General features: G+C 36.4%; 15 protein-coding genes and 1 pseudogene. 13 read left to right on the plus strand and 3 right to left on the minus strand.

The genetic code is table 11. The features are described 5' to 3' along the window. The first annotated feature begins 139 nt into the window (after window positions 1–139). The 4 genes from ABIE66_RS13075 (at window position 140) to ABIE66_RS13090 (ending at window position 6,168) form a co-directional block, all read left to right on the plus strand. The gene (locus ABIE66_RS13075; RefSeq protein WP_370014990.1) at window positions 140–1,621 is read left to right on the plus strand and encodes a type I restriction-modification system subunit M; all 1,482 of its coding nucleotides are present in this window, start codon (window positions 140–142) and stop codon (window positions 1,619–1,621) included. Next, on the plus strand, window positions 1,614–2,813 hold the full coding sequence (locus tag ABIE66_RS13080; RefSeq protein ID WP_370014992.1) for a restriction endonuclease subunit S: 1,200 nt from the start codon (window positions 1,614–1,616) through the stop codon (window positions 2,811–2,813). Before ABIE66_RS13075 ends, ABIE66_RS13080 begins: the two co-directional genes overlap by 8 nt. Continuing rightward, window positions 2,810–5,749, plus strand: coding sequence for a type I restriction endonuclease subunit R (locus ABIE66_RS13085; protein WP_370014993.1), 2,940 nt, complete (start codon window positions 2,810–2,812; stop codon window positions 5,747–5,749). Before ABIE66_RS13080 ends, ABIE66_RS13085 begins: the two co-directional genes overlap by 4 nt. 95 nt (window positions 5,750–5,844) lie before the next feature. Continuing rightward, the gene (locus ABIE66_RS13090) at window positions 5,845–6,168 is read left to right on the plus strand and encodes a hypothetical protein (protein WP_370014995.1); all 324 of its coding nucleotides are present in this window, start codon (window positions 5,845–5,847) and stop codon (window positions 6,166–6,168) included. Between the two features lie 30 nt (window positions 6,169–6,198). Here the strand turns inward: ABIE66_RS13090 and ABIE66_RS13095 are convergent, their stop codons facing one another. Beyond that, window positions 6,199–6,930: a M48 family metallopeptidase gene (locus tag ABIE66_RS13095; RefSeq protein ID WP_370014996.1), complete on the minus strand. Its 732-nt coding sequence runs from the start codon at window positions 6,928–6,930 to the stop codon at window positions 6,199–6,201. A gap of 975 nt (window positions 6,931–7,905) precedes the next feature. Between ABIE66_RS13095 and ABIE66_RS13100 the strand changes: the two genes are divergently transcribed. The 8 genes from ABIE66_RS13100 to ABIE66_RS13135 all read left to right on the plus strand — a co-directional run bounded on the left by ABIE66_RS13100 (window position 7,906) and on the right by ABIE66_RS13135 (window position 15,567). Then, entirely contained in the window at window positions 7,906–8,049 is a 144-nt protein-coding gene (locus tag ABIE66_RS13100) for a hypothetical protein (RefSeq protein ID WP_370014997.1), read from the plus strand. 111 nt (window positions 8,050–8,160) lie between these two features. Next, a complete protein-coding gene (locus tag ABIE66_RS13105) occupies window positions 8,161–9,966 on the plus strand; it encodes a hypothetical protein (protein WP_370014998.1) in 1,806 nt (601 codons plus the stop codon). A 113-nt stretch (window positions 9,967–10,079) separates the two neighbouring features. Further along, a complete protein-coding gene (locus tag ABIE66_RS13110; RefSeq protein WP_370014999.1) occupies window positions 10,080–10,820 on the plus strand; it encodes an NUMOD1 domain-containing DNA-binding protein in 741 nt (246 codons plus the stop codon). After that, on the plus strand, window positions 10,817–11,206 hold the full coding sequence (locus ABIE66_RS13115; RefSeq protein ID WP_370015000.1) for an NUMOD1 domain-containing DNA-binding protein: 390 nt from the start codon (window positions 10,817–10,819) through the stop codon (window positions 11,204–11,206). The genes ABIE66_RS13110 and ABIE66_RS13115 overlap by 4 nt, the downstream gene beginning before the upstream one ends. A gap of 463 nt (window positions 11,207–11,669) precedes the next feature. Next, complete coding sequence (locus ABIE66_RS13120) at window positions 11,670–12,221, plus strand: toll/interleukin-1 receptor domain-containing protein (RefSeq protein WP_370015001.1); 552 nt, start codon at window positions 11,670–11,672, stop codon at window positions 12,219–12,221. Beyond that, window positions 12,199–12,732, plus strand: a complete 534-nt coding sequence (locus ABIE66_RS13125) for a hypothetical protein (RefSeq protein WP_370015002.1) — start codon at window positions 12,199–12,201, stop codon at window positions 12,730–12,732. The genes ABIE66_RS13120 and ABIE66_RS13125 overlap by 23 nt, the downstream gene beginning before the upstream one ends. Window positions 12,733–13,181: 449 nt before the next feature. Next, complete coding sequence (locus tag ABIE66_RS13130; RefSeq protein ID WP_370015003.1) at window positions 13,182–14,522, plus strand: hypothetical protein; 1,341 nt, start codon at window positions 13,182–13,184, stop codon at window positions 14,520–14,522. Between the two features lie 469 nt (window positions 14,523–14,991). Further along, a complete protein-coding gene (locus tag ABIE66_RS13135; RefSeq protein WP_370015004.1) occupies window positions 14,992–15,567 on the plus strand; it encodes a recombinase family protein in 576 nt (191 codons plus the stop codon). A 319-nt stretch (window positions 15,568–15,886) separates the two neighbouring features. On the opposite strand, the gene ABIE66_RS13140 is transcribed toward ABIE66_RS13135, so the two are convergent. Then, on the minus strand, window positions 15,887–16,957 hold the full coding sequence (locus tag ABIE66_RS13140) for an NUMOD3 domain-containing DNA-binding protein (RefSeq protein ID WP_370015005.1): 1,071 nt from the start codon (window positions 16,955–16,957) through the stop codon (window positions 15,887–15,889). A 469-nt stretch (window positions 16,958–17,426) separates the two neighbouring features. Here ABIE66_RS13140 and ABIE66_RS13145 point away from each other — a divergent pair. Further along, window positions 17,427–17,507 (plus strand): annotated as a pseudogene (locus ABIE66_RS13145) (TCP-1/cpn60 chaperonin family protein); the annotation flags it as partial. Between the two features lie 272 nt (window positions 17,508–17,779). Here ABIE66_RS13145 and ABIE66_RS13150 read toward each other — a convergent pair. Beyond that, a complete protein-coding gene (locus ABIE66_RS13150) occupies window positions 17,780–18,850 on the minus strand; it encodes a DUF3900 domain-containing protein (RefSeq protein WP_370015006.1) in 1,071 nt (356 codons plus the stop codon). Between the last annotated feature and the right edge of the window lie 3 nt (window positions 18,851–18,853).

Consider the following 18,853-nt stretch of genomic DNA (forward strand, 5'->3'; position numbering starts at 1 on the left):
ACTTTTTGTATGTACAATTTAATCCATATGCTTGGAATGTTTAGGGGAAGTCTAGTTGTAGGGTGGGTCTTTTGCTATAGTAGAAAGTAGCTAACTTTTTCATTAACATAAATTGATATAGATACACGGAGGAAACAACATGGAGAAATTAACGTTACCACAATTGGAATCCCACTTATGGGAATCAGCGAACATATTACGAGGAAGTATCGACTCCTCTGATTACAAAAACTACATATTTGGTTTATTGTTTTTAAAGCGGCTGAATGACGTATTTGTGGAAACTGCAAAACGTATTGAAGAGGAGGAAGAAGATGACTACGGTTGGTACGACCGTGACGAGCATCAATTCTTCGTTCCAGAAGGAGCAAGATGGGAAGATATCCGCTCTAAAACAGAAGACATTGGAGATGCCATTAATAAGGCGTTTGAAAAACTAGAAGAAGAAAATGTATCGCTACAAGGTGTACTTGCAACAATTGACTTTAACGATAAAGAGAAGCTGCCTGATAACCTTCTACTACAATTGCTGCAGCACTTTTCCAAAATAGACTTAAGTAATGAGAGTTTATCTGAACCTGACATGCTTGGTCGAGCGTATGAGTATCTTATTAAACAGTTCGCAGACGATGCAGGGAAAAAGGGTGGAGAGTTCTACACACCGAGTAAAGTAGTAGAACTGATTGTAAAGCTTATCAAGCCAGAAGAAGGAATGCGTGTATGTGACCCGACTGCTGGTTCTGGTGGAATGCTTATTCAATCCGTAGACTATATCAAAGGAAAAGGTGGAAATCCACGAAACCTAGTTCTACATGGGCAGGAAAGAAATCTTAATACATGGGCTATTTGTAAAATGAATCTACTTTTACACGGATTAAGCGACCATCGTATTGAAAAAGGAGATACAATTCGTGAGCCAAAGTTACTAGAGGAAGGTGAACTAATCCTATATGACCGGGTTATTGCTAACCCACCATTCAGCTTAAAGAACTGGGGACGTGAAGAGGCAGAAAGTGACGAATATGGTCGTTTCCGCTTTGGTTTGCCACCAAAAACAGCCGGTGACTTTGGATTCATTCAACACATGGTTGCCACATTAAACCACGAAGGAAAAGCAGGAGTTGTTATGCCTCATGGTGTTCTATTCCGTAGTGCGGCAGAAGGAACAATCCGTAAGGGTATTATCGAAGAAGACTTAATTGAAGCAGTGATTGGCTTACCTTCGAACTTGTTCTATGGAACAGGTATCCCAGCTTGTGTCTTAGTTCTTAATCGTAACAAGACAGAAGAGCGTAAAAATAAAATTTTCTTCTTAGACGGCTCTCAAGACTATCAAGAAGGAAAAAAACAAAATACATTACGTGACCTAGACATTGAAAAGATTGTAAAAGCATACGACGAATATGAAGAAGTGGAGAAGTATTGTCGTGCTGTAAGTATTGAAGAAGTACGTGAAAATCAATATAGCCTAAACATTACTCGTTTCATCGATAAAACGGAAGAGGAAGAGCAAATTGATGTAGCCGTTGCATTAGCTGAACTCCGTCAGTTAGAAAAAGAACGTGAAGAGATTGAAACGGTGATGTATGGATACTTGAAGGAGTTGGGTTATGGTGAGTAAGTGGCAAAAGATAAAACTAGGAGAGATATTATCTTTAACCAGTGGAAAATCTAAAACAAAGCAAAACCTCCATCAATTCTCAGAGCCATTTCAAGTTCCTGTTTACGGTGGTAATGGTATAAATGGATACACAGATAAAAGTCTTGTTAACGAACGTGTCATAGTTATAGGAAGAGTTGGAGAATACTGTGGTTCAGTATATCTCACTGAAGATATGTCTTGGATTACAGATAACGCTCTCTATACAAAATCTGTTACTAAAGGTACTAACTTAAAGTACTTGTATTATCTCTTAAGCTATAGCGACTTGGGGAGACTTAGGAGTCAATCTGGTCAACCTCAAGTATCACAAAAGCCGATATATGAATTAGAAGTAGATTTTGCTCCAAAGGAAGACCAGTTTAAAATTGCATCCATTCTTTCTTCTGTAGATGAAGCCATCGAAAAAACACAAGCTGTTATTGAACAAATGGGAAAAGTGAAAAAAGGATTAATGCAGCAACTTCTTACAAGAGGAATCGGTCATACAAAGTTTAAGAAAACGGAAATTGGTGAGATTCCTGAGGTGTGGGAAATAGTTAGCTTGGGGAACGTTGCAAAGGTACAGGGTGGTTATGCCTTCAAAAGTAGCGATGCTAAACAAGAGGGGATTAGGTGGCTGAAAATTGCAAATGTAGGTATTGGTGATATTAAATGGGGAGAGGAATCTTTTCTCCCAGAGAAATACGAAGAGAAATATAACGAATATGTGTTAAAAGAGGATGATATCGTCATGGCAATGACTCGTCCTATCTTAAATAATGAGTTAAAAATAGCAGTTATTAAGTCATCAGATATACCTGCATTATTGAATCAACGAGTTTGTAGATTTCATCTTACAAGTATGATTGATAGACAGTTTTTTTACCAACTTGCAAGAAATTCTTTTTTTGTGAAGGAAATACAACTGAAAATTATGGGAACAGACCCACCTAACGTAAGTTCAAAACAGATAGAGGATATTCAAATACCTCTTCCACCAATAACTGAACAAGTTCAAATAGCTAACATTTTAAAAGAGATAGATAAAAAAGCTAACAAAGAAGCACGATGTGTTAAATATTTACAAGATATGAAAAAAGGACTAATGCAATCCCTCCTTACAGGCAAAGTCCGTGTAAAGGTCGATGAAGCTGAGGTGACACAAGTATGACATCCTCCGCAAAATGGAATGAGAAGCAGCTTGTTGAAAATCGCATGATTAAACAATTACAAGAATGGGACTATGAGCATCTTCATGGTCCTTCTCTCGATATAGAAAGGGAAACACGAGGGGAAGTCGTATTAAAAGAGCGCTTACGAAAAGCTATTTTACAGCTAAATCCTTGGCTTTCTGATACTAACCTAGCAAAGGTCATACGCTCTATCACCCATATTGAATCGACCAGCTTAATGGAAGCGAATCAAAAGTTCCATGAAATGATAGTCAACATGATTTCTGTTCAACAAGACCTTGGCAAAGGGAAGAAGAATCAAACAGTGAAGCTTATTGATTTCGAAAGACCTGAAAATAACAAATTCCTTGTGGTAGACCAATTTACTATCAGTAATGCTCAAGGTAACATTCGCCCTGACCTTATTATTTTTATAAATGGATTACCGCTTGTCATTGTTGAATGCAAAAGTCCGATGCTGCCTCCAAATGAACAAATTGGGGAAGGAACACGCCAGCTTAGCCGCTACCAAACTTCCCATGAACAGTTATTTCATTACAATCAATTTATGATTGTGACAAGTAATGACCGTGCCAAAGCAGGAACGATTGGTGCAAAAGTTCAACATTATGGAGAATGGAAAGACCCATATCCGAGAACGGTCGCAGAACTTGGGGTTTGCCCAACTCCACAGGATGTATTAACAGCAGGAATGCTAACAAGGGAGAATCTACTGGATTTAATTCGTAACTTCATTGTCTATGAGCCAGTAGAAGGTCGTACAATTAAAAAGCTTGCTCGTTACCAACAGTTCCGTGCTGTGAACAAAGCAATTGACCGTATTATATGTGCTGAGGACAAAATACAGCGTGGTGGTGTTGTTTGGCATACACAGGGAAGTGGAAAATCGCTAACAATGGTTTATCTTGCGGTAAAGCTACGACGTATAAAAGAACTGAAAAATCCTACTATCGTTGTTGTCACGGACAGAAAAGACTTAGATGACCAAATAGCAAACACGTTTCGTCGCTGTGGTTTTCCAAATCCACAACAAGCAGAATCAGTTGTTCAATTAAGAAAGTTGCTTCAGCAAGGTACAGGTTCTACCATCATGACATTAGTTCAAAAATTTCAAGAAGATACTGAGACAAAGGAATTCAAGAATCTATCAACTGCTGAAAATATCTTTGTCATGATTGATGAATCTCATCGTTCTCAATATGGGGGACTTGCGACCATAATGAAAAGTGCCATGCCTAACGCTTGTTATTTAGCTTTTACAGGTACGCCGATTGATAAAGAAGATAAGAGTACTAAGCGTGCATTTGGACCATACATAGACAAATACACCATTGAACAAGCGGTTGAGGATGGAGCAACAGTACCTATTTTCTATGAAGCAAGAATGGTTGACCTTCATGTACAGGGAGATTCGTTAGACGAACTTTTTGAACGACAATTCCGTGAGTATAAAGAGGAAGACCGAGAACGTATAAAAAAGAAGTATGTAACGGAAGGAGCAATTATATCTTCTCGAAAACGGATTAAACGTATTGTGTTGGACATGATTGAACATTATGAAACTCACATTCAGCCTAATGGCTTTAAAGCGCAGGTTGTAGCGATAAGTCGGGAAGCGGCAGTAATATATAAAGAGATGTTGGATGAACTTAGCAACTATGAATCCAAGGTTATTATGTCAGCGGGACATAATGACAAGGAGCATCTTCAAAAGCATCACATTTCAAAAGATGAAGAAAAAGAAATCATTGCTAGATTTAAGAAGCCAATGTCAGAGGACAAGTTATGTTTTATAATCGTTTGTGACAAACTCCTGACAGGCTTTGATGCTCCAATCGAACAGGTTATGTATTTAGATAAACCGATTAAAGAACATAATCTTTTACAAGCTATTGCTCGTACAAACCGTACGTATGATAAAAAGACATATGGTTTAATTGTCGATTACTACGGGGTTTCAAGATTCCTAGAGCAAGCGCTTCATATCTTCAATGAAGAAGATGTTCAAGGGGCATTACAGAATATTGATACTGAAATACCTAGACTTCAATCTCGCCACCGCTCTGCTATGCGCTTTTTCGATTATATCAATAAAGATAACCTAGAAGCATGCTTACAAATACTAGAGCCAGAAGATGTACGAAATGAATTTGATACAGCGTTTAAACGATTCTCAGAAAGCATGGATATGGTCATGCCAAGTCCAAAGGCACATGATTATATAGCGGATTTAAAATTCTTAGGAAAAGTACGACAAGCGGCAAAGTCTCGTTATCGTATTGATGGGATGGATATTAGTGACTGCGGAGAAAAGGTCAAACAACTTATAGAGGAGCATCTTGCGGCAGTGGGTATTGATGTTGTTCACGAGCCAATTGATATTCTTTCGAATCGATTTGAAAAACAGATAGAGGAAACGAAGACACCTGAAGGTAAAGCTGCTGAAATGGAACACGCTATTCGCCATGAAATACGGGTCAAGTTGGAAGAAAACCCTGTGTACTATACATCCTTAAAAGAGCGGCTTGAAGAGTTGCTTCAGCGGCGCAGAGACCGTCAAATGGACATTGATGAGTTGCTAGAGGAATACCGTAACTTGGTGAATGATATGCGAAGTACAGCGCAAAAGGGTGAAGAACAAGGCTTCACTCGTGAGCAATATCCGTTTTATCAGATGCTGGAGAAAGAAATGCCTTCATATGATGATGTAGAGGATTTAAAAGCATTGACGCATCTTATTACAGATATTATTCAGCAAGAAGTGGTTGTGGAATGGACGAATAAGGAAGATGTAAAACGTGAAATACGTAAGAAATTAAAGAAGCAACTACGTGTAAGTCCTTGTCCAAAAGATAAATTAGAAAGCTTGACACAACAACTAATTGATTTAGCTGCGGTACATTACAGGAAATAACTAGGATAACGTTGAATAGTATTATTGATAGGTAAAAGGAGGTATCTAAAAGCATAGATGCCTCTTTTTGGATTTGATAAAAGGGGAGATGTTTTATGAGTAGCGAATTTAGAGTATATAACATTGAAGAAGAGATTACTATTGATGCTAACCATAATCCTGACGGGAGCGTGAAATATCATGTGTGTTATGGAGCGGTCGATTGGCAAAAGAACGGTAATCGACGTCCTGCCGTCTTTATCTTAATGAGTTACAATGGTAAGAAAAGTTATGCAACTCCAGCACATTTAACTCTAAATTCAGAAGAGATTACAGATTTTGAAAAAGTGTATGAAGCATTAACATACTTACGGATGAAATATTTAGTGAACAAGAAGTATGAGGTGGAAGTTCGTACAGACATAGTTACTGTAAAATAAAAGCAGAGCCATCCCAAGTGGATGGCTTTTCTATTCCAATGTTAAAGTAGGTCCATTTATCCGTAACCATTCCTTACGCTGTTCATAATCGGGTAGGATAGAGCGCACAAAGTTCCAGTAATCGTTGCTGTGATTCATAAATCTCAAATGTGCCATTTCATGTACCAAGACATAGTCTAAAATAGACATCGGTGCCAACATGATTCGCCAGTTTAAGTAGATATTGCCCTCGGTTGTACAAGTACCCCAACGCATTTTCTGCTCCTTCAGTTGCACATCATTAGGTGTAACACCCATCTTAGCACAGTACAGCTTTAAACGTGACTGTATCTTCGTTTTACCGTGTTCAAGATACCAAGTCCTGAACAACTCCATCAATTGCTTCCGCTTCTCATACTCATCCATTCCATATGGAACAGTTGCAATAAATCTTCCCCGAATAAAGGCTAACTTTGCTTTTGGCAGTCCTTCTTCTTTATACACCTTTAATCGATAGTTACGTCCTAGGTACTTAAACTTTTCACCGCTAACAAATTCCTTTGGCAAGGGTGGTTCTGTTATTTCATTAACCTCTTTTAGCTTTTGGAGGATAGTAGGTGCTTTCTTTCGAACAACCTCATTAATTTGCTCATCAGTAATACTTTTTGGGGCAATTAGCCGAATGCCTTCCATCCATTCAACAATAATAGATACGTCTTTTTTATCGTCGGCATATTCGATGTCATACTCAATAGCTGTAGTTCCATATTGAAAAGTCGGCATGCTATAACTCCTTCATTTGTATATCATTATTTTACGGAAGGTAGGTAACTATGGCAACTATCTATTGTTGGAGATATTATGTCATGTGGATTGAGGTTGCTATTAAAAGATGTAAGGAGGAGGTTACTTCTTTTTAGAGTTGGATGAGGAAGGGACTATTTTCCACATTTTTAGCCTTCTCGTTCCGAGAAGTACAGTTAGCACCCTAATCCACACCAACACGGTGTAAAATATCTACCGACACGAGACGGATTTTTAGTGCTTTCGACCAATAAAAGTATCTCAACAATAAGTATTCCTAAAGTAAATCTCTAAACGTGTTTACAACATTTGTTTATGGCTGTAATCTCTATTCTAGGATTGAAAATAGTTTAGTATCGAGGGTACTGGTGCAAGAGGTGCTTAATCCAAGAGTTAATGAGAAGGCGATAATTACAAGTCCTTTAGAAGTATATTTGGTAAATAAGAAAGACAATTTTTACAAGTTGTTTATAGAATCAAACGAAGGATACTTTGAGATGGCACATCACTTTCTGTGAATTATTCCATGCTACATTCAAATGTATCAAATCTTTTGCAATACTCTGTTGAAAGTAATATAATATTAGAAAGTAATAAATGAATAGGCCAATTAACCATTAAGGGGAGAGCCTACATGCAACCGCCTCATGAGGAGGCACACATATTCTGTATATCTATGACGTATTCATAGGGATAGGTATAATTTTATATCTATATTAGCAGGGATAAGTGTGCTTTCTAACGAGGTGGTGTGTGTGTAGATTCGCTCCTTTTTTGCGTTGTCTAAGGAGCGGTTAAAACAGAGAGAAACAGAAGGTATCATTATCTCACTAATAAATTATTAGTGGTGGCATATTGTACAAGGTTTACTGATTTTAACACAGTGCTAACAAGAGTTATACAGGACAATCAAAGGATGTTGAAAGGCAGTTCAAGGAGCATAAGAGTGAATAGTTGAAAGGTCAATCTAAGGCACCAAAGGATTATACAATGACAGGACAAGCACGGATTCGATTCAGTAAATTCAAAAAAATACCACCTGAAATTATCAAAACAGTTAGTGAAAATAAAGTGAAACTAAGGAAAAAAACAGTGTAAGATTTGTCTCTAAGTACTAATTAAGAGAATGTCTTTATATAGGGACAAATCTTACACAGAAATTCAATTTTAATATCGTTAATAAAAATAAGGCGAAAGTAGGTAAAAAAGGTGTCAAAAAAATGGACTATACCGAATGCAGTTAAAAAGTTTAAACCACATCAGAACAAATCTTTGGAGAGAAATAGAGGGAATTTGAATACTCATGAATTCAACTCTCTCATCAAAGAAATGAAATGCTATTATGAAAAAGTTATGTTCGATGGTAAAGGTAAGCATCGAATCATCTACACTGATAAGAAGAGGAAAGTAAAGGTTAAGAAAGAAGACAAACGGCAATTCAATAAAGGACAAGCACCCGCACATTCTATGCATCTAGCACTCATGGTCATGAGTAAGATGGAAGGCATCGACAAACGGGCAAGGACTAAAAATGGTTGGGCTACCTTTTTCGGACTGATATCTCCTGCTGAGCAAGATACCATGAAGGGCATATACAGTGTTGAGGCACTTAAGCCATACAAAGAGTTCATGATTAAATTGGGGATTATGGGGGATGGCGAAGAGAATGTATTCCAAGACCTTGCTGATACATTAAGGAAAGTAAGAACTGGACAATTACAGACCGTACTTAACCAAGCAGCTGGCGATGGGATGGGATTGATTAGCATAATCTCCTCGTGGAAAGGCAAAGTGAAAGATTCCAAAGAGCCGATTGATATAAATAAAGCTATGGCAAGGGAAATCAATAACATGGAAGACGAGTTACTTAAAAAGCATGGAATCTCTAAACCATATTCACTAATGTTTAAGAACTCACCAAGTACCAAGGCATATAAAGCTAAATGGCTTGAATATATCGAGAATGTAGAAGATGCAGAAGGCGATGCAATGAAGTTGCAGTATATATATGAAGTGTTTCGAATCGAAGTAATAAACAAATTTGCATTTGACGAGTATATCATGGCACATTATCCTTCTGAGATTGATACATTTGATTTGCTTGAAAACGAACAAGCATACCACAGCAAGTTGCTTGATTATGTTGTCGAAAATGCTCAAAAGAAACAGGACAGTTTAATTAAAAAGTTTGATGTTAAGGCGATTAAGATTGACGAAGGTATGCAAGAGTTGCTGTTGGCATTGGGTATGTCAGAAGAAGAAGCAGCTGAATCCATTCAGCAACAGATGGAAGAGGATGCTTATACGAATGAGAAAGAACAATCACCTTATATGGCTTTACTTGAGAGTGACGGATATGTTGATTGTATTAGAAAACTTCATGTCCAATTGCACAGCATGAGTGTTAATGAATGTGAAGAGGTTAAAGCAGAATCACATATGAATGATTTACTTATGAGTCAAGAACTTGAACATTTGATAGGAGAAACAAACCCAACGGAGGGAGAGAAAGAGAAAAGTATTCAGAAAGGGACTCGTAATTGTTACGAATCCAACATGAATACAATTGAACAACAAGAAGAACTACTCAAGAAAGAACAAATCAAACAACAACAAGCGATTCAAGCCCCCGAAGAGATTGCATTAGAAAACCTAGAACAGCAGCAACGTATAGACATTCCAATTATTGAGCCTCCCGAGCACTATAATTTAAAAGATAATTATGAATATATAGCAGCAATGGCAGACATTGAGGAAGAGATTCGAGACTATGAAGATAAGTATGATGATAAAGCTATGGGACACATAGCACTTGATACAGTTATTAGGGAGTTGACAAGGGAAGTTATAGCAGAAGAGATGATAAGTGAGTTTACAAGTCAATGGCAATGTGAAAAGGAACGAAAACGCAAGGAATGGGAGAAGCTGTTTGAGGGAGGAAAGCATGTTAAATGGGAACTCTCCACAAACAATCCTCTTGAAGTGTTTCATAGGATTAAATACAGTCGTATTTGATAAGAGAAGTCTCTTAATTGAGGCTCTCCTTTTTTGTGAATTGGAGCGTAGGGGTTGAACTGTAACTGTGCTGTTTCGACAATTATTAAGAAGTGCGAGGGAGGTAAATGCATTTGTTCTATCTCTATAAAATTACCAATGGTATCAATGGCAAAAAGTACATCGGACTAACCAATGACATAGAGCGTAGATGGTACGAGCATAGAGTGTCTCAAAAGGGCAGTTTGATAGGTAGAGCAATAAATAAATATGGAAAAGAAAATTTCTTGTTTGAAGTGTTGGGGAATTTTGTGAGTAAAGAAGAAGTTTCAGATGCAGAAATCGTTGCTATAAAAGCCTATCAAAGTCATATATCAACAGGTCTAGGATATAATGTCTCCTTTGGAGGAGAAACTGGCTCGTATGTGCAACAAAAGGCAGTATGGGTCTATAGAACAGATGGAGATTTTGTTGCGAAGTATAGTTCAGCATCTGAGTGTGCAAGGGAACTAGGGGTCGACACTAGCGGTGTATCTTATTGTGCTAATGGGATTACAAGCACATGTAATGGATTCTGCATGTTTTATCATGAGCAACCTAAAGAGTGGTTTACAGGCAGATTGTTTGGCTCTAATGCTAAAAGAGAGGCTAGCAGAGACAGAATGAAGCCTGTATGGGCATACACTAAAGATGGCTTGTTTATCGATAAGTCTAATTCTGTTAGGGAATGTGCTGATAGATTAGGAATATCAATTAGTGCTATTTCGCAATGTGTAAATCGAAAAATGCTTAGCTTTAATGATATGTGCTTTTTGCTGAAGAACAAAGCCAAGATTGGTTTATCGATAAGAAGTTTGGTCATGATACATTCTTGAAAGATGTTTGGGTCTATACGAAGAAGGGTGACTTTGTCGCAACTTATTCCTCCGTCAAAGAATGTTCTGATGAACTTGGATTTAAGAGTTGCAGGATATCCTCTTGCTTAACTGGAGTAAAGAATAGTTACAAAGATTACCTGTTCTTTTATGAAGAGCCGACAGAAGATGAAGTATTCAAGAAAACAACTGCGAAGGGTGTACAAAGAGAAATCATTGGTATCGACAAGGTTAGTGGAGAGTTAATCGAGTTTAATTCTATGAAGGATGCCAACGATTACTTCGGAAAACCAGTAAATAAACATATTGTTAACTGTTGTAATGGCAAGAAGAAATCTGCATATGGGTATTATTGGTGCTATAAAGAAGATTATATCTTAATTTAAGAATGGTTGATTTTAAAGTATGGAACACATGAGACTTGATATAGTTATTAGGAAGTTGACAAAGGACGATACAGCAGAAGAGAAAATAGCTGGGTTGTTAGTGTTTCATAGGGATTAGATATGGTAGTGCTTGGTGAGGAGGGTCTCTAATTGAGGCTCTCCTTTTTGTATATAGGAGCGGATAATTAAACATGGGTCGGATTTCACGACACCATTACATATACTAATAAAACCCGTCTTTTAATAGGTTGTGAATGTACTTAAACTTACGGGCAGAATAGTGGAATACAAGCGAGCATTAAATAGCCGAAATTATGTTTTCTTTCTTTATTTGACAAAAAATATTACATTATGAAAGTTAATAGATATATTGGGACATATTATCTAAATTCTCTTTCTTTTACATGGTATAATTTACATGTGCGGATTTATCTAATACAACAACAGTAGGAGTGTGTCTAGATTGACCAAAATTTTTATAAGTCATTCCAGTAATGATGCCGAATTGGCAATAAGTTTAATGGATATGTTACAAACACAATTCAATCTACAAAGAAGTAACTTCTTCTTAACCTCAGATGATGAACTGAAAATTGGGGAAGATTGGATAGAGAAAATTCGGGAAGGGATGGATGAAGCGAGTATAGTCTTACCTTTAGTAACCCCTTCCTTTTTAGAAAGTCAATTCTGCTTATGTGAACTAGGAGCGAGTTGGGTAAATAAGAAAGGGTTGGTCCCAGTAATCATACCACCACTTAATCATACTGCTCTTCAAGATACTCCATTTCGTACTTGGATGCAAGCACTAACAATTAACTCAACAGATGATTTATCAAGATTGGCTCAAGCAATGATTGATAGAGGAATCGGTGAGGTGAATATACCTAGATTTAATACTCGAGCAAAATCATTTTTTAAAGAAGTCTTAACTCCTTTCATAGATAAAATGAAGGATAGACCAATAGTTTCGGCTTCAACAGTTAAAAGACTTAATGAAAGAACTAGAGGAATATAAGAAGGCACTTGAGTCAAGCGAAGAAGAAGTAGAGAAGTTTAGAAAAGAAAATGAAGCATTAAGAAGCATGAAAAATGCCGAAGAAATAAAAGAATTTGATTATCAACATATGGATGAGTGGGAGAACTTTGTAGATAAAACAAATGAATTACAAATGCTGCTTAGAAAACTTCCAAGACTTGTTCCTAGTGTTATATTTCAATCATATAAGGATGCTAGACAAAGGGTGTATAATGGTTTTTACTCACAAAGTGAAAAAGTAGACTTAGAAAGATTAGGGAATGAAGGATATATTCAATGGGACGATGGTTGGGTGATAAATAATCATCACCCTCTTATAATTAAAGTAGAGAAGGCTATTAAAGAATTGGAGTATTTCATGAAAAACATAAATGACGAAAAAACCGTAGCTAGGTTTGAAGAAGAATATGAGGACGTGATTTTTGATTTGATATACTCCACTTTCTGGGAGGAAGTTCTAGGCGTATCAATTTACCATTCTGGTTCATAATTAAAAAAAGTAAACCAACTAGTGGTTGTAACAAGGATAAAGGACTTGGAAATTCTCCAAGTTCTTTATTATTAAATTATAAGAATTTAATTACACCCCGATTATTCCCTTTAGAGGAAGGCGAAGGAGTCTAGTTAATAAGTTAAGGGTTTAACGTTTCTATAATAAACATGTTTACAGATGCTTTTAATGGCTCGAAGTGGCTTGTTAAGGGTTTCTTCTTTATCCCTTCAGTTAGAGTTTAATCTGAGAGCAACACAAACTGATTTGGAACTGGCGGTCTAATAGCGATATAGAAACCTAATCTCTACCACACACGCATTGGGTAATAATCAGACCGACTCAAATAATTCAGAAGACCATGATACTGAATTAAGAGAATAATAAAATGTTTTTATTAAAACAATTGCAATTTAACAGCAAATGTAAAGATTGTATGGGGGAAGAATATGAGTGTATTTGAGGGATTAATAAACAAAATAAAAAGTGTGAATTGGGAATTTGAAACAAAAGAATCACAATCACAAATGCGTGATATGAAATGGTTAATTTTTAATGTTCCAAAGGAAAGAGAACAAGAAAAATTATCAATATCAGATGGCAATAAACAAATAAATGAGATATTTGATACAAATTTTGAAAAATATCGATTAATAAAGGGGTTTGAAGGGATATGGTCTAAAGATTTAAAAAGTATTGAATGTGAAATTGAGACAGGTGTCCCATTCTCAAGAAATTTATTATCGGTCCTTGACAAATTATTAGCTGAAGACACTACAAAAGAATCCATAAGTGATGTTGACGAAATACAGGATAATGAAATAGATGAAGAAAATGAGTCCAGTATTAGTATGGTAAGGGTTTATACTTCGAATAATATAGAGGTTAATTTTGGATATTGTTCCAAAGAGTTAGCCGTTTTCTCTTCCTTAAAATCTATGGTGTCGCTTGATAGGATGATGGGTAGAGTGATAACACTTCAAATTAAAGGTATAGATGTTAGTACTCATGAAGAAGCATTACAGTATTTATTAAAAATATCTAACTCTTTATTTTTTCAGATTAGCCATTATTTGTACTTCCCAATGAAATTGAGGAATGAGAGAATAAATAGACGTGACAGAGTAAGACATCATTTGAAGGTAGATGAATTTCAATCACCATTATCAAATTCAGTTATCTTAAAGTACGAATATGATAACGAGCCTATGAGTTTATATATACATGGAAGAAATTCAAGTGATTTACCTCTTAATCAATTTTTAAGTTTTTATCAAACTATTGAATATTATTTCCCTATATATTCTAATATTGAGGCTAAACAGAAAATAAAGAGATTATTAAAAGACCCCTTATTTGACCCAAATAATGATACTAAGTTAACAAAAATTCTTTCGATAGTACAAGCTAATAGAAGTGGGGAAATAGGTGATGAGAGAAGTCAACTAAAGGCAACAGTTAAGCACTGTATTGAGGATATGGATTTAAGAGAGTTTATATTAGAAAATGTGGAAAGAAAAGAATACTTCGAAAAGAATAATGGGAAAAAGTTATCAGCTTGTACAATAAACGTAAAAGGTAAAAATAACGACATAGTTAATGAAGTATGTGAACGGATATATGACATTAGGTGTCGAATTGTTCATAAAAAAGCTAATGGGTATGATGGTGAAATGATTTTACCTTATTCATCAGAAAATAAATACATTAAACATGATATTAACCTTGTTGAATTTGTTGCCCAAAAAGTATTAATTGATAATAGTCGTCCATTAAACTTGTCTAGATAAGTAAATTTATTTAAAGAGATAGTTGATGAGACAACTCTAAAACTTAGGACTCAGTAATGAAACGGACCAACTTGTAGAGAATCCTAATCAAAATATAGGTTGTTTACATGCTATTATCTATCTAATGAAACCGTTATTTTGAGAGCCATACACATTGTATGGCTCTTTCTCATGACAATGAAAATTTTTAAATTGGTTAATGCGTTTAGAGAAGAATACTTTGATAGGATGATAAGAAAGATTTTTGAATTAATCCCCTTTTAAGCCGTTTGTGAACCTCCTTACTTTTGCAGGTCATAAGTTTAAACGATATTGGTACCTTTGATTTCTGATATTGAAGATACTCTTGGTCCACTCATGTAGAATGGTGACAAAACTTAATAGTATTGACACCGGATTTCCAATGCAGTAAAATCAAGGTATTGAAAGGTGACAAAACATAGTGACATAAATTAAAGGGGAAAATGACATGAAATATGGCTATGCGAGGGTTTCAACAACAGCACAAGAAGTACTGGTACAAACTGAAGCACTGAAGAAAGAAGGGTGCGAGGTTGTTTATGAAGAGAAGTTCACTGGTACAAGCACAGACCGTCCAAAATTCACACTGCTGCTTCATGAACTGCATGAAGGTGATACCTTGGTAGTGACAAAACTAGACCGTCTTGCTAGGAACACAAAAGAAGGCATTGAAGTAATTGAGAGCCTATTTGAAAACGGTGTAAAGGTTCATGTACTGAATGTAGGTCTACTGGAGGACACGAACATGGGGCGCTTCTTCCTCACTACATTACTAGCTGTGGCTGAAATGGAGCGAAACCTAATTGTAGAACGTACACAGGAAGGAAAGGCACTTGCAAAACAAAGAGACGACTTTAGAGAAGGAAGACCAAGAAAACATACAAAACAACAAGTACACAATGCTCTTGAACTTCTCAAAACTCATACCTATAAAGAAGTTGAGGCAATGACAGGCATTACAAAAAGAACGCTTATTAGAAGAAAAAATGAGTTAGAAGCTAAGCAATTACAAGGGACTCTCTAAGGGGTCTCTTTTCATTTGCAGTAGATGATATGGGGGAGGAGATTTCCACATTTTTACTAGGGGCATGGGGGTGAGATGGAGTAGGTTGCTTCATCCACATACCATGAAAATTTCAAGTTGCTATACCAACAGTTAACCTTTGTTCTTATGAATATCCCATTACCAGGGTATTAACCCCCTTTAAAAACTTCTAATGTATTAAAAAGGGGTATTTTCCTAAAATATAAAGATATTCGAAAATGGACAACATCTCTACTCTAGCTGTTGTTCGAAGTGAGAACTTACTTTTACCTATTTAATCCACGGAAAGGTCTTGCTGCTAAAGCATGACCTTTTTACTTTTGTGGGGATAAGAATGTGTGAATTCTTGATATGTTTCCCCTTTTGCAATTTTGCTTACAGTTTTAACACATGTTGAGTATTTGGAAGCGATTTTTCGGTACGATTCTCCTTCATCAAGAAGTTTCATAATTTCTCTGAATTCTTGGTGTGTCAATTTGAGTTTCTTCGGTATTTTCGGAACAAAACCATCTAGCTCTACGTGGTTCCACAATTTCCCTAGATGAATTCGATTTATGGTAGATAAACTCACCCCGTATAGTTTAGAAATTTCTTTGTCAGTTTTTTCCCCTTGTATAAAAAGTCTTTTTATCTCAATAACCTGATTTTTGGTTAATTTAGCATTGACATTATTTTCTCCAAGGACATCAATTGAAAAGGGTTTAAATCCTTCAACTTCAACATTTACCCATGTTTGACCTTGCTGAATGAACGTTATCACGTTCCTAGTTACTCCAAATTCTTTGGCAATCTCCCGTTTGGGTTTGCCTCTCATAAGCATTTGTTTTATTTGTTTGACATTTGATTCCGTTAGTTTTGCTAATGGATGTTTTTCACCCGCTGTTTTTCTTGGAACCCCTAATTGTTTATCTCGTATCTTTTGCCTAGTTTCTTCTGTGACAACCCGCCCTTTGTTGCTTTCACCAATTCTTCTCCGATGTTCTTCGGACAGCTTTACCCCTTTATGTGCATCACTTAATTTCTTTTTTAGTTCCTCTGAAAACTTATAACCGTCGATTCCATCACCACCCTCAGTCAGGTTGTAGCCAAATTTTTCATTGTTAGACTGATAGTAGCGAACCCAATACTTTTCCTTTTCGATAAGTTCATCATTCGAGGTTCCTGTATCAATGACCCCCCAAACAAATGATTCCCAACCATATTTTCTGATGGCTTTTGCAAAGAATGTTTGGGATTTCTTTGTTAAAGCAGTGTGTTTGTGTTGTCTCTTTCTCCTATTTAAGCTAGCCTCATTTGTTCCGCCTCTCCCCTTGCTCTTGCCGACATATATCTTGTTGTTAATCATGTTAGTTGCTGTATAAATAATCACTTAAATCTCTCCTTTGATTACCTATTTTTTCTATTTAGATTTTGCCCCAAATAAATTAAAAAATTTAAAAAAGTGGATGTTCACCTTGTTATGAGCGTAGCAAAATATTACAAAGAAAGGAGGAAACCAGAATATATATCTGAAATCGTACCCAAGAAGATTTAGTAAATCATTTGGAAGTTAGCTGACATAGAGAAGCAGGTAAAACTCTATTAAAGCAATGTAAAATTGATGGTTTCACCATTGTGGCTAAAATATAGTAAGGTTTGTTTCATCTAAAAAGATATGATGGGGAACTCCGTTAGTTTGTAAGTTTGGTTTCAATATTAACGATGGGGAGTTCGGAGAAAGGTTATTAGGTAAGGGTATCTCAAAAATTTGCTTAGCGGCTACACCTGAGAATTGTGGTATTACTCAACTATTAATACAAGATGTAGTCTAATTTAATTAAAACGTGGTTATATCAATAGTGGCTCGTTCTGCATTACAAAACGTAGCATCAGTTGCAGCTATGTTCTTAACAACTGAAGTGGTTAGTTATGACCTGTAACGATTCACAAAGACTGCAGCATTAAAATAAAAATCCTATCTCCATAATAGGAGGTAGGATTTTTTTGATAAAAAATGCGTAGTACTTCTTTTTTATAGAAAGGAAACCCTTAATCACAGCTTCAAGAGCATAAATTTTGGTCACTAATTTGGTCACTAGACTATTCAAAAATGCTGTAGTGACAAGGCTAATTGTGGAATACGATTGGTCACATTTTTGGTCACTAAACCAGTTAAAATCGCTTCAATAACACTATAATCACCATTCCTTGTTTACTCCCCAACACTTTTCCTACTAATCTTCTCCACAATCTCCATCAAATCATCAGGCCTATGAAACTCAATCGGTGATACACCTTTATCGAATTCTATTGTATCGGATTCTATCATTAATACATACTTTCCATTAATCTTTCCTAAATGGATGCTATCGCCGAAATCGGCTAACAGTCCTTTGACAGATGTACTGCCAAGCCTCATTCGCAGTTCGGCTTCAGGTGTATGCTCGACAATCTGGGCAGTAGCTTCGACGACCTGGTGGGTTTCAAGACGTTCCTGGATTTCCCGCTTATCGCTTGTTTCCCAGATTTCCAGGTCCTGTTCGAATTTGTGCAGTTCGTCACTGTTTTCTTCGAATTGAGCGGATACATGTTCATGAACCATATGGATGACTTGGTTTTTCATGATTTCCGGCATCGATTCACCATATTCAACGAATTTCAAAAAGTCCTCGAAGTAGCGGGCATGTGAAGCCTGGTGAATTTTCAGTTCGCCTTCCTCGACCATTCCTTCTTCGGGCATATAGGGGTATTGAATGGATTTCATATTTTTGGTGGTGATGGCCATTTCAACGTGTCTGATCAGGGTCCGTTCATCCGAAATGGATGCAACCTTTGGCTCGAAATCACATTTTAATAAGAAAACGAATGGTTCATCGAGATATTTCGATAATTTAGCCGATGCGATTATGAAGACACCGCCGCGGACGGCACTAGTATCAATATATGACCGCGTGAATTGTTCATTTTCCTCTTGGAATTCTTCTTTCGTTTTAGCATATCGAACACGGTCAAATACATTGTAATTAGGGTTGGAATCAAGTGCATGTCCTTCTTCGACAATAAAAGAACCGATTTTCGTCGGTATTTGTTCAGTTTTTGGATGACGGTCCACTTTTCGTTTGGAAATCTTCATCAATTCCCCATCCAAAAAATCCTTTAGAGGACTTTCTTCGTATTCCTGGGTATCAAGAGTTTGAAAATGTTTAAAACGCTTATCAGCCTGATCGCCTTTTCCATCGACTTGGATTAAATAAAAAGACAGATAGGTTATCGTAAAATCCATGAA

The organism is Peribacillus sp. B2I2 (genome assembly GCF_041261685.1).
Classification (GTDB): domain Bacteria; phylum Bacillota; class Bacilli; order Bacillales; family DSM-1321; genus Peribacillus.